Below are 11,065 nucleotides of genomic sequence, written 5' to 3' on the forward strand. Positions count from 1 at the left end.
CGTCGCCGAGGCCGGCCTCGGCCAGGATGCCGACCACGCGCCCGTGGCTCTCCGCCGTTACCCCGCGGATCTGCAGGTTGCCGCGAGCGGTCACGTCGAGGAGGCTGTTGCCGCCCTCCCGGGCCGCCCGCGCCGCGGCGCGGGCCTGCGCCGCAGTGAGCCGGCCGGCCACCGGGTGGAGGCGCACCAGCAGGCCGTCGCCGGTCGGCATCGGCCGCGCCAAGCCCGGGCACCAGCCGCGGCGCGGGGCGGGGTTCACCTGATCGGACATCGCTCGATCGGGGATCATTCGGCGGCCTCGCTGGACTCGAGGGCCGCCAGGGAGTTGCGCCGGCTGCGCCACAGGCCGCGGCGGCGCAGGTCCGCGAACCGGTCGCGGAGCGCCCGGGCGACACCGGGATTGGCCGCCTCGATCGCCTCGCACACCGCGAGATCGCCCAGATAGGCGTCGTAGAGCCGGTCGATGTCGGCGTCGGTGACCGCATCGCTGGCGGCGGCGAGCACGAACACCGCGTCGAGCCCCTGGGCCAGCTCCTGCGCGCCGCGCCAGCCGTGGCGCAGCTGCGCGGCGATCCAGCGCGGATGGGCGAGGCGCCCGCGCACCAGCCGGGCGACGTCCTCGCGGGCGGTGCGGGCCCGGGGCGCCTCGGGGCGGCTGGTGTCGAGGCTGTAGAGCACCGGCGCTCCCCCGAGGGAGGCGGCCGCGGCGGCAAATCCCCCCATCGCGTCCGCGCCCGCGTCGCCGTCGAGGAGGTCGCGCTCGGCAACGTCGAAGGCGTGCAGGTAGGCGTCCGCCGCCGCGACCCGGGCGGCGAAATCCGCGTCCTCGGCGCCTGTCGCCGCAGCGGTGGCGTCGAGGTAGGCCCGGGCGAGGTCGTCGCGCCCGGCCCAGTCGCCGTCGAGGGCGAGCGACGCGGTGCCGGCGCCGTAGCGGCCGGGGCTCGCGCCGAAGACCCGGGCCGGGGCCTCGCCGCGGCGCCGCGCGGCGGCGAGCGGGTTGTCGGAATCGTCCTCCTCGCGGGCGGCGACCGCCCGGGCGGCCCGGTCGAGGAGCGCCAGGGTGTCCGGAAACGTGTCACGGAACGCGCCGGAGACCCGCACCGTCACGTCGATCCGCGGCCGGTCGAGGAGGGCGAGCGGCAGCACCTCGAAGCCGGTCACCCGGGTCGAGGCGTGGTCCCAGGTCGGGCGCACGCCCATCAGCGCCAGGGCCTGGGCCACGTCCTCGCCGCCGGTGCGCAGGGTCGGCGAGGCCCACAGGTCCATGACGAGGCGGGCCGGATACTCGCCCTCGTCCTGAAGGTAGCGGCGCACCACTTCCGCCGCGGCTTTCTCGCCGAGCATGGCGGCGGCCCGGGTCGGCAGGGCGCGGGGGTCGAGGGTCGCGAGGTTGCGCCCCGTGGGCAGCACGTCGGCCCGGCCGCGGGCGGGCGAGCCGGCGGGGCCGGGCGGCACGAAGCGCCCGTCGAGGGCGCGCAGCAGGCCTGCCCGCTCGGCGGGACCGCAGGCAGCGTGGGGCTCGGGAGCCTCGCCGAAGACGTGCAGGCCGTCGCGCATCGTCACCTCGGCGAGGTCGCACAGATGGGCGTCGAGGGCCGCGAGCGCGTCCGGCATCGGCGTGTCGCGGCCGATCCCGGCAGCGGCGAGGAGCCCCGCATCCCCGGCCCGCTCGAGGATGCCCCGGGCGATCAGGCCGGCCCTGCGCGGGTCGAGCACGGTCGCGGCGGAGTACTCCTCGACCAGCTCGCGCAAGGTGGCGGCCTCCGGGTCGAGGCCCGCCGCGGCGGTCTCGGGCGGCAGGTGCCCGATCGTGACGGCGCCGATCCGGCGCTTGGCCGGTGCCGCCTCGCCGGGATCGTCGACGATGAAGGGGTAGATCACCGGCAGCGCACCGACGGCCAGCGCCGGCCAGCAGGCGGGAGACAGCGCCACCGCCTTGCCGGGCAGCCACTCGGTGGTGCCGTGGGTGCCGAGATGGATCAGCGCGTCGCTGTCCTGCCGGAGCGCGAGGTGGAAGGCGAGGTAGGCGTGGCACGGCACCGCATCGGGGTCGTGGTAGCCGGCCTTGCGGTCGCCCTTGTGGCCCCGGTCGGGCTGGAGCGCGACCAGCACGCGGCCCGCCCGCACGGCCCGGAACCGGAAGACGCCGTCCCGGCAGGCCGGGTCGGCGGCGGGCTCGCCCCATTCCGCGACGAGGGCCGCCCGGGCCTCCGCCGGCAGCCGGGCGCACCAGGCCGCGTAGGCGGCGCGCGGCACCGCGAGGGCCGCGTCCCCCTCGGTGAGCCGGCGCATCAGGGCCTCCGGCTCGGGGACGTCCGCGACCGCGTAGCCCTCCCGGCCGAGGAGATCGAGGATGGCCCGGGCGCTCACCGGGGTGTCGAGCCCGACCGCAAAGCCGGCCCGGCCGCCCCGGGCCGGATAGTCGGACAGGACGAGGGCGAGGCGCCGCGCCGACCGCGGCGTCGCGGCGAGGCGGGCCCAGGCGGCGGCCCGGTCGGCGGTGGCACTGATCCCGGCGAAATCCGGCACCGCCCGGCGCTCGCGAAAGCCCTCGATTTCCGGCGCCTCCTCCTTATGGGAGAGGGGGAACCCGGCGAGGCGGCCGTCGAATTCCGGCAGCGCCACCTGCATGGCGAGGTCGGCCGCGCCGAGGCCCCGGGCCGAGGCCGCCCAGGCCTCCCGTCCCGCCCCGACCGTGAAGGCCTGGATCACCGGGCAGTCGGCGCGATCGAGGACGAAGGCGTTGTCGTCCCGGGCCGAGAAGGCGGTGGCGGCGACGATCACGGCGGGCCGCTCGGCCGCGATCGCCTCGCGCAAAACCGCCACCGCCTCCGGGTCCTTCAGGCTCGCTACCGCGACGATCGTGGGCGCGAGGCCGCGCTCCCACAGGGCGGCGGCGAGGGCCGTCGCCGGCGCGGTGTCGCCGCCAAGGATCGCCGAGCGGTAGACGAGGACGAGGGCGCGGGGCAGGACGGCGCGCGGGGTCGGGCCTGGCCGGTCGAGGACGCCGCAGCCCGGGCACCAGGCAAAGCCCCGAGGCAGCGCCCGCGGTGGCTCCGCGACGACGGGCCGGCCGAGCTCGGCGGCGATCCGTGTCAGGAGCCTACGCAGATTGTCGGCGCCGCCGGCCCGGAAGTAGGCGTCGAGGGTCTCCCGCAGCTCCGGCGCCACCGTCGAGACCGCGTCGAGGCGCGGATCCGGCCGATCGTCCCCCGGCAGCACCGCGAGCGGGATGCCGTTCGTCCGGCAGGTCTCGGCCAGCCGCTCGATGCCGTAGCGCCAGTAGTCGAGCCCGCCGAGGCAGCGCACCAGCACGAAGCGGGCGCGGGCGATCACCGCGTCGGCGTAGAGGTCGACCGAGAGCGGGTGGCGCAGCTGCGCCAGCTTGGCGAGCCTCAGGCTCGGCCACTCGCCCGGCAGGCTCGCATAGGCCTGGCTGAGGCCGGCGAGATCGGAATCGGTGAACGACAGGGCGACGACGTCGCCGGGCGCCTGGCCCAGATCGACCGCCGCCTCGCCCTCGTCGAGGGAGACCGTATCGACGCGCAGGAGGTGCATCGGCCCTCAGGTCCCCGAAACCAGGCGAGGCCGCGGCGGGAAGGCGACGCCGTCATAGACGTCCGCCAGCGCCAGGCTCATGTCCAGTTCCGGCAGATTGATCGACCGGTCGAGCCCGGAGACGAGGCGGCGCTGCCAAGCACCGTCCGCGTCCCGCCGCCACAGTGCGATCTCGGGGGCGTTCGGCTCGACCAGCAGGATCACCGCGAGGCTCGCGACCGCCTTGTACTCTTCGAGCTTATCGAACGCGTCGAAGTCGCGGGTCGAGGGCGACAGCACCTCGGCGAACAGGCGCGGCTCCGCCGCCGTCAGTCCGTTCGGGTCGCGGGCGCCGCCATCGACGTCGAGGTCGGGCCGGCGGATCTGGCCCGGCAGGGTCTCGACGCTGTCGTCACCGGTGAAGGGCCGGCACGGCTTTCCGCGCAGCCGGGTGCGGAACTCCGCCACGAGGTTGACCACGATGTCGTCGCGGACGTTGCGCGCGACGGCCCTCATCCGGACCGGCGCGCCGCCGACCAGCTCGTAGCGCTCGTCCTGGTGCTCCTGCCAGGCGAAGAAGTCCTGCACGCTCCAGCGCCGCGGCGCGGGCTCCGACATGCGATGCCCTCCCGGGCTTGGGGTTTTCAGTGGTTCGGTGCCGGTGGTACGTCGAGACTATGGCCTCAGACGTTCAGGCTTGAAAGTAAAGCGCGCGTCTCTCCTCTCCCCGCGGGCGGGGAGAGGACCTGGGGATCGAAGATCCCACCTCCGTTCAGGAGACACGGCGAGCGGAGGCGAAGCCGGAGCGAGAGTGAGGGGGTCTCGACGAGTGAGACTCGTCCAACACCACCCCTCACACTCGCCTTGTGGGCTCCTCGAGCCCCTTCGGGACTCGGGCCTCTCCCCACCCGCGGGGAGAGGTGGACATGCGCACAGAACCGCGCTTGATCCGTCAGCCCCGCAGCGCCGCCGCCACCGCCTCCTTGTCGAACCCGGAGAGCCCGATCACCACCAGCGTCCCGTCGCGGTGCTCCCCCGGGCACCAGGGCCGGTCGTAGTGGTGGGCGACACGGCGGCCGACGCCCTGGACGACGAGGCGCATCGGCTTGTCGGCGACGGCGCAGAAGCCCTTGATACGAAGGACCCCCGCCACCTCGGCGGCCGTCGCGACCCGGGCCGCCAGGTCCTCAGCGGAGCCGGCGGCCTTCACCGGGAGCGCCACGCTCTCGAAGTCGTCGTGGTCGTGGTCCTCCTCCGTCTCGTGGTGCGAGGGACGGGCGGCGAGGTCGTCTTCCGCCGCGGCATTGAGCCCGAGGAGCACCCGCGGGTCGAGGGCGCCGTGGGAGGTCTCGACGAGCTTGACGGCGCGGGGCAGGTGCGCCTCGACCTCGGCGCGGACCCGGGCCCGCTCCGCCTCGTCGAGGAGGTCGGACTTGTTCATCACCACGAGGTCGGCGCAGAGGAGCTGGTCCTCGAACACCTCCTCGAGCGGGTTCTCGTGCTCCACGCTGGCATCGGCCGCGCGTTGGGCGGCCAGCGCCTCCGGATCATCCGCGAAGGCGCCCGCGGCCACGGCCGGGCCGTCCACCACCGCCACCACACCGTCGACGGTGACCCGAGAGCGGATCGCCGGCCAGTTGAAGGCCTGGACCAGGGGCTTGGGCAGGGCGAGGCCGGAGGTCTCGATCAGGATGTGCTCCGGCGGCTCCGGCCGGTCGAGGAGCTTGTTCAGCGCCGGCACGAAGTCGTCGGCCACGGTGCAGCAGATGCAGCCGTTCGGCAGCTCGACCACCGCATCGGCGTCGCAGCCCGGGATGCCGCACTCGGCGAGCAGGCTGCCGTCGAAGCCGACATCGCCGAACTCGTTGACGATGATCGCCAGGCGCCGGCCGTCGTTGTGCTCGACGGCGTGGCGCACCAGGGTCGTCTTGCCCGCGCCGAGGAAGCCCGTGACGATCGTGCAGGGGATCTTGTTCAGGATGGTCATGAGAGTCCCGGGGCGGGAGGGATGCGGGCGACGACGCCCTTGCGGAACTCCTGCGGGCGCTCGCGCCAGGGCACGAGGCCGTCGGGGGTTCCGGCATAGCGGCCGATGCCCTCGAGGATGATCTCGGCGGAGGTCGCCGGGTCGAGGTCGCCGTAGACGTAGGTCCAGCGCCCGGGGCTCGCGACCGCCACCGTGCAGGCGCGCTTGCAGACCGACAGACACTCCACCGGCGCGATCCGCACGGGCGCTCCGGGCCGGGCGGCGAGGGCCGCCGCCAGGGCGTCGTGCAGGCGGGCGCCCGCGCGGGGACCATCCGCCGGGTCGGCGGCGTCGCGGCAGGTGGTGCAGACGTAGAGGGTGACGGGTTCGCTCATACGGCCGCTCCCGGCCGGGCGGCTGCCCCCTCACGACCGGCCACCGCCTCCCAGGCCCAGCCGAAGGCGAGGCCGAGCACCGCCCAGAACGCGAAGGCGACCGCGAGGGAGCGGGCGGAGAACTGCGCCGCGTAGACCGGCGGCATGGCGCTGATCTCCTCGGGGCCGTGCGGAGCGCCCCAGGCATGCGGCGCCACGATGAGCGCGAGGCCGAGGGCGACCGCCACCGCGCCGCGGCGGATCGCCACCAGGTAGAGGCCGATGGCGGTGGCGAGCGCCGTCGCCAGCCACCAGAGCTGGCGCGATTCGAGCGCTGCGGCCGCCATGCCGGGCAGTTCCGGCGGCAGCCCGATTGCCGGCGCGAGGCTCGCGGCCAGGAAGCCGCCGATGCCGAACCGGAGGGCCTCGGAAGACGTCACCTCGCGCCCGGTCGCGACCAGCACGGCGCCGAGGAGCAGGGCGTAGCCGACGCCGCTCACCAGGGTGGCGAGAGCCGTGAAGGCGAGGCGGGGCAGGCCGGGGGCGGGCTGCCACTCGGCCTCGCCGCCATGGCCGTGACCGGCATGGGCCAGCACGATCAGCGGATTGGCGAAGGCGCGGGAGGGCGCCTCGAGCGCCGCGGTCTCGTACTTCTCCGCCGCCAGGATCAGCGGCGAGGTGAGGGCGAATTGCAGCAGCGAGGCCACGCATGCGGCCAGGAAGCCAGCGACCAGGGCCGCCGCCAGGAGACGCTTCGTCATCGGAGGGTTACCTGCACGAGCACGGGGCCGCGCGCCCGCATCCGCAAGGATGCCGGCGGCAGCCCCGATCGGTTTCAGACCACGCTCAGTGGCAGGGGAAGTTGTGGGCGTGGCGCCAGTCGTGCGCGGCGTTGTGCAGGGCGACCACGGGCGCGAAGCCGGAGACGAACAGCAGCCCGATGCCGAGAGCGGCAGCCAGGAGGATGGCGTTCAGGCGCTCGCCGGCGAGGGCGGGGGAGAGGGACCGGGTGATCGCGACCATGACGAACTCCTGCCGCCCCACCGGCGGCGTCGAGAGAGAAGGGGTGACGGCAGGTCTCCTGGCTCGCGGCCTCGAGGCCGGCCCACCGCCTTCCCGGATCGCTCCAGTGGCCGATGGCGGGCCGCATTCGACCGCTCACAGTTGCGGGGGCAGCCGCGGCTCGCCGGGGCGATCCCGGATCCCGCGTTCCCTTTTCACCTCGTCGCCGAGGCACCGTCGGGAGCGACCCTAGCGACTCGCCGACGGGGTTGCAATCGGCGCCCGCCGCCGCGACACCTCCGGCCTCGTGATTCATGCCGAGGAGACCGCCGTGCCGGATCCGGACCGCGCCGCCCCCCGCCTGACCCTGGTGCTGGGCGGGGCTCGTTCGGGCAAGAGCGCGTATGCCGAGGGGCTGGTCGAGGCGCTGCCGGGGCCCTGGCGCTACGTGGCGACGGCGCGAGCCTGGGATGAGGAGATGCGGGAGCGCATCGCGCATCACCGCGCCCGCCGGGCGCCGCCCTGGGACACGGTCGACGCGCCGCGGGATCTCGCCGCGGCGATCCGCGGGGCACCAGTCGGCCGGCCGGTGCTGGTCGATTGCCTGACCCTGTGGCTCACCAATGCGATGCTGGACGACGGTGCCGACCTCGCGGCGGAGGTCACGGCGCTGGTGGAGGCCTGCCGCGCGGCGGCCGGGCCGCTGGTGCTGGTGTCGAACGAGGTCGGGTTCGGCATCGTGCCGGAGAACGCGCTCGCCCGGCGCTTTCGCGACGAGGCCGGGCGGCTGCACCAGCGCCTGGCGACCGTCGCCGACCGGGTGGTGCTGGTGGTGGCGGGCCTGCCGATGGTCCTCAAGGGCACTGATGTCCAAGGGAGAGACAGCGTGAGCGACGAAGAGGCGGCGCGCCACCGCGCCAAGATGGAGAAGCGCAAGGCGGTGCAGGACGCGGAGGTCGCGGCCAAGACCATCGAGAAGGGCCTGCTCATCGTCCATACCGGGCCGGGCAAGGGCAAGTCGACCGCGGCGTTCGGGCTGATGCTCCGGGCGCTCGGCCGCGGCTGGCGGGTCGGCGTGGTGCAGTTCATCAAGGGCGCCTGGGAGACCGGCGAGCGCTTCGCCCTGGAGCGCTTCGGCGATCAGGTCGACTGGCACACGATGGGGGAGGGCTTCACCTGGGAGACCCAGGACCGCGACCGCGACGTGGCGGCGGCGCGGGCCGCCTGGGCGCAGGCCGAGGCGCTGATGGCCGATCCGGGCATCCGCCTCCTGATCCTCGACGAGCTCAACATCGCCCTGCGCTACGACTACCTGCCGCTCGCCGAGGTGGTGGACGCCTTGAGCCGGCGCCGGCCGGACCTGCACGTCGTGGTGACGGGCCGCAACGCCAAGCCGGAGCTGGTCGCCGCCGCCGACCTCGTCACCGAGATGGCCCTGGTGAAGCATCACTTCGCGGCCGGCGTGAAGGCGCAGGAGGGCATCGAGTTCTGATTGACGGGCGGGTCCGGCCACGCCTATAGGCTCGGACCATGACCAGCACCATCCTGTCCGGATTCTATTACGCGCCGCTCACCTAGCGGCGGAGTGCTCGTCATCTCTCAACCGCTGCGACGTGTCGGCGGTTGAGGCTTCCAGGATACCAGGGCCCGCCGACCTCGCCCTACCTCGAGGTCCCCGTGCCGTCCTTCCCTCACACCCCGATCGGCCTGATCGGCTTCGGCGCCTTCGGTCGTCTCGTGGCGGCGCACCTGGCCGCTCACGTCACGCTGCGCATCCACGACCCCTACGTGTCGGAGGCGGGCTTCGCGGCGGCCGGCGTCGCGCCCTGCGGCCTTGCGGAGGCGGCCTCGTGCCCGGTGGTGATCCTGGCGACGCCGGTCTCGAGCCTCGCCGAGGTGGTGCGCGCCGTTGCTCCACACCTGCGGCCGGGCGCCCTCGTCCTCGACGTCGGCTCGGTGAAGGTGGGTCCGGCCGCGATCATGCGGGAGGGCCTGCCGCCGGGGATCGACATCGTCGCCACCCACCCGCTGTTCGGGCCGCAGAGCGCGCGGGACGGCCTGCGCGGCCTCAAGATCGCAGTCTGCCCGGTCCGGGGCGGGCGGGCGCGGCGCGTCGCGGCCTTCCTGCGGCGGGGGCTCGGCCTCGAGGTGATCCTGACGACGCCGGAGGCGCACGACCGCGAGGCCGCAGCCGTGCAGGGCCTGACGCATCTGATCGCCAAGGTGCTGGTGGCGATGGAGCCGCTGCCGACCCGGATGACGACGCGCAGCTTCGACCTGGTGATGCAGGCCGTCGGCATGGTCCGGCACGACGCGCCGGAGGTCTACCACGCCATCGAGCGCGCCAACCCCTACGCGGCCGAGGTGCGGCGGCGGTTCTTCGACCTGGCGGCGCAGATGGACGGAGAGCTGGGAGAGGTGGAGATGGCCGGCACTGAACTCTGCCCGACGCCGTCATGAGGCTCCGCGTCATCCCGGGGCCGCGGAGCGGAACCCGGGATGACGATGGAGCATGTCGGCAGTGTCGGAGCGAGGGCTCGGGCGACGCCCTACTCCCCCGCGGCCTCCTCGGCCGCCCGGGCGCGCTCGCGGCGCCGCTCCATGGCGAGGACCGAGAACACCGAGGCCTCGTAGAGGAGCAGCATCGGGATCGCCAGGGAGAGCTGGCTGATCACGTCCGGCGGGGTCAGCACGGCCGCGGCGACGAAGACCAGCACGATGGCGTAGCGCCGGCGCTCCTTCAGGAACTTCGAGTCGATGATGCCGACCTGGCCCAGCAGGGTCAGGATCACCGGCAGCTGGAACGCGATCCCGAAGGCGAAGATCAGCGTCATGATGAGCGAGAGGTACTCGTCCACCTTCGGCAGCAGCTCGATAGTGGCCTCGCCCGGCTGGCCGATCTGCTGCAGGCTGACCGAGAACTTGATCAGCAGCGGCATCGCCAGGAAGTAGACCACGAGGGCGCCGAGCACGAAGAAGATCGGTGTCGCGACCAAGTAGGGCAGGAAGGCCCGGCGCTCGTTGCGATACAGGCCCGGCGCCACGAAGGCGTAGAGCTGGGTGGCGACGACCGGGAACGACAGGAAGCCGGCGCCGAACACGCTCAGCTTGATGTTGGTGAAGACCTGCTCGAGGAAGTGTGTCGCGATCAGCCGCGCCTTCTCGGCTCCCACCACGCTGACGTAGGGATAGACGAGCACGTTGTAGATGTGCTGGGCGAAGAAGAAGCAGACGAAGAACATCACCCCGAAGGCGAGCATCGACTTGATGAGCCGCGAGCGCAGCTCGATCAGGTGCTCGATCAGGGGCGCGCGCGAGGCCTCGATCTCGGCTTCATCGGCCTCGGTCATCATGGGTTAGGGCCCGTGCTGGCTGCGTCGTGAGGGGCGGAGGCGTCCGGGACGGCGCGGGCCGCATCGGTCCCGCGGGCCGCGTCGGCCTTGAGCTGCGCGGTCGCGGCCGCCAGGGCCGAGGGCGAGGGCTTCTCCTCGACGACCGGCGGGAGGGCCGGCTCCGCCGCCGGATAAGCCGGCTCGGGCGGCAGGTCGGAGGCGAACGGGAGGGGATCGGTCCCCGGCATCGGCTGGGTCGCCGGCTTCGGCACGCCGTCCACGGCGCCCTGCAGCTCGTTGCGGATCGTCTGGACCGGGTTGAAGCCCGTCGTGCCCGAGGCGACGCTGCGGTTGATGCCCTCGACCTCGCGGCGGACCTCGTCGAGTTCCGCCTCGCGCATCGCCTCGCTGAACTGGCTCTGGAACTCACCGGCCATGCGCTTGAGCCGGGCGGTGACCTGGCCGACGGTGCGCAGGGCCTTGGGCAGGTCCTTGGGGCCGATGACGACGAGCGCGACGCCGCCGATCAGCATCACCTCGCCCCAACTGAAATCGAACATGGCGTGACGGCCCTGACCCTACTCGCGCGGCGCTCCCTCGGCGGGCGCCTCGCGCGGGCTGTCTAGCACGCCGGTGCGCCGGCGCCAGTCACCGCCGCGCAGGTTCCCGCCGAGTGCCATGCGACCGTCCGGGAACCCGGAGGCGCGGACCAGGGCCACGCCCGATCCCCGGGAGAGCGATCAGCCGACCTTGCGGTCGACGTTCGACACCGGCTCGGCCGCCGTGACCGGCGGAGCCTGGACCGGGGGCATCTGCGCGGTCGGGACGTGGGCGGGGGCCGGCGACGCCGCCGG

10 protein-coding genes, 2 pseudogenes and 1 riboswitch are annotated in these 11,065 nt (G+C 73.9%); of the genes and pseudogenes, 3 read left to right on the plus strand and 9 right to left on the minus strand.

The genetic code is table 11. From position 1 onward, the window contains the following. The 7 genes and pseudogenes from VQ02_RS07380 to VQ02_RS07410 all read right to left on the minus strand — a co-directional run. Positions 1 to 271: pseudogene (locus VQ02_RS07380) on the minus strand (nitrite reductase); the annotation flags it as partial. A gap of 14 nt (positions 272 to 285) precedes the next feature. After that, the gene (gene cobN, locus VQ02_RS07385) at positions 286 to 3,558 is read right to left on the minus strand and encodes a cobaltochelatase subunit CobN (RefSeq protein ID WP_048443529.1); all 3,273 of its coding nucleotides are present in this window, start codon (positions 3,556 to 3,558) and stop codon (positions 286 to 288) included. A 6-nt stretch (positions 3,559 to 3,564) separates the two neighbouring features. Further along, positions 3,565 to 4,155, minus strand: a complete 591-nt coding sequence (locus tag VQ02_RS07390) for a Uma2 family endonuclease (protein WP_048443530.1) — start codon at positions 4,153 to 4,155, stop codon at positions 3,565 to 3,567. A 334-nt stretch (positions 4,156 to 4,489) separates the two neighbouring features. Beyond that, on the minus strand, positions 4,490 to 5,524 hold the full coding sequence (gene cobW, locus VQ02_RS07395; protein ID WP_048443531.1) for a cobalamin biosynthesis protein CobW: 1,035 nt from the start codon (positions 5,522 to 5,524) through the stop codon (positions 4,490 to 4,492). Then, a complete protein-coding gene (locus VQ02_RS07400; protein WP_048443532.1) occupies positions 5,521 to 5,898 on the minus strand; it encodes a DUF1636 family protein in 378 nt (125 codons plus the stop codon). The genes cobW and VQ02_RS07400 overlap by 4 nt, the downstream gene beginning before the upstream one ends. Next, on the minus strand, positions 5,895 to 6,638 hold the full coding sequence (locus VQ02_RS07405; RefSeq protein ID WP_048443533.1) for a CbtA family protein: 744 nt from the start codon (positions 6,636 to 6,638) through the stop codon (positions 5,895 to 5,897). Before VQ02_RS07405 ends, VQ02_RS07400 begins: the two co-directional genes overlap by 4 nt. A gap of 85 nt (positions 6,639 to 6,723) precedes the next feature. Then, positions 6,724 to 6,900, minus strand: a complete 177-nt coding sequence (locus VQ02_RS07410; RefSeq protein ID WP_048443537.1) for a CbtB domain-containing protein — start codon at positions 6,898 to 6,900, stop codon at positions 6,724 to 6,726. 31 nt (positions 6,901 to 6,931) lie between these two features. After that, positions 6,932 to 7,133, minus strand: a riboswitch (cobalamin riboswitch). A gap of 116 nt (positions 7,134 to 7,249) precedes the next feature. On the opposite strand from VQ02_RS07410, the pseudogene cobU reads away from it, so the two are divergent. The 3 genes and pseudogenes from cobU to VQ02_RS07420 form a co-directional block, all read left to right on the plus strand. Further along, positions 7,250 to 7,729, plus strand: a pseudogene (gene cobU, locus VQ02_RS38690) (bifunctional adenosylcobinamide kinase/adenosylcobinamide-phosphate guanylyltransferase); the annotation flags it as partial. After that, complete coding sequence (cobO, locus tag VQ02_RS38080; protein WP_048443538.1) at positions 7,727 to 8,371, plus strand: cob(I)yrinic acid a,c-diamide adenosyltransferase; 645 nt, start codon at positions 7,727 to 7,729, stop codon at positions 8,369 to 8,371. The pseudogene cobU and the gene cobO, both read left to right, overlap by 3 nt. 185 nt (positions 8,372 to 8,556) lie before the next feature. Continuing rightward, positions 8,557 to 9,339 carry a prephenate dehydrogenase/arogenate dehydrogenase family protein gene (locus VQ02_RS07420; protein WP_048443534.1) on the plus strand — a complete coding sequence of 261 codons (783 nt, stop codon included), beginning with the start codon at positions 8,557 to 8,559 and terminating at the stop codon, positions 9,337 to 9,339. Between the two features lie 89 nt (positions 9,340 to 9,428). Here VQ02_RS07420 and tatC read toward each other — a convergent pair whose 3' ends face one another. Beyond that, positions 9,429 to 10,232, minus strand: a complete 804-nt coding sequence (tatC, locus tag VQ02_RS07425; RefSeq protein ID WP_048443535.1) for a twin-arginine translocase subunit TatC — start codon at positions 10,230 to 10,232, stop codon at positions 9,429 to 9,431. After that, positions 10,229 to 10,771, minus strand: a complete 543-nt coding sequence (tatB, locus tag VQ02_RS07430; RefSeq protein WP_048443536.1) for a Sec-independent protein translocase protein TatB — start codon at positions 10,769 to 10,771, stop codon at positions 10,229 to 10,231. Before tatB ends, tatC begins: the two co-directional genes overlap by 4 nt. Positions 10,772 to 11,065 lie beyond the last annotated feature (294 nt).

Origin of the sequence: Methylobacterium variabile (assembly GCF_001043975.1) — a bacterium.
Lineage (GTDB): Bacteria > Pseudomonadota > Alphaproteobacteria > Rhizobiales > Beijerinckiaceae > Methylobacterium > Methylobacterium variabile.

Bases quoted from the DNA above. Each gene is read 5' to 3' on its own strand.
- cobN (WP_048443529.1), bottom strand. From the start codon at position 3,558: ATGCACCTCCTGCGCGTCGATACGGTCTCCCTCGACGAGGGCGAGGCG.
- VQ02_RS07390 (WP_048443530.1), bottom strand. From the start codon at position 4,155: ATGTCGGAGCCCGCGCCGCGGCGCTGGAGCGTGCAGGACTTCTTCGCC.
- cobW (WP_048443531.1), bottom strand. From the start codon at position 5,524: ATGACCATCCTGAACAAGATCCCCTGCACGATCGTCACGGGCTTCCTC.
- VQ02_RS07400 (WP_048443532.1), bottom strand. From the start codon at position 5,898: ATGAGCGAACCCGTCACCCTCTACGTCTGCACCACCTGCCGCGACGCC.
- VQ02_RS07405 (WP_048443533.1), bottom strand. From the start codon at position 6,638: ATGACGAAGCGTCTCCTGGCGGCGGCCCTGGTCGCTGGCTTCCTGGCC.
- VQ02_RS07410 (WP_048443537.1), bottom strand. From the start codon at position 6,900: ATGGTCGCGATCACCCGGTCCCTCTCCCCCGCCCTCGCCGGCGAGCGC.
- cobO (WP_048443538.1), top strand. From the start codon at position 7,727: ATGGTCCTCAAGGGCACTGATGTCCAAGGGAGAGACAGCGTGAGCGAC.
- tatC (WP_048443535.1), bottom strand. From the start codon at position 10,232: ATGATGACCGAGGCCGATGAAGCCGAGATCGAGGCCTCGCGCGCGCCC.
- tatB (WP_048443536.1), bottom strand. From the start codon at position 10,771: ATGTTCGATTTCAGTTGGGGCGAGGTGATGCTGATCGGCGGCGTCGCG.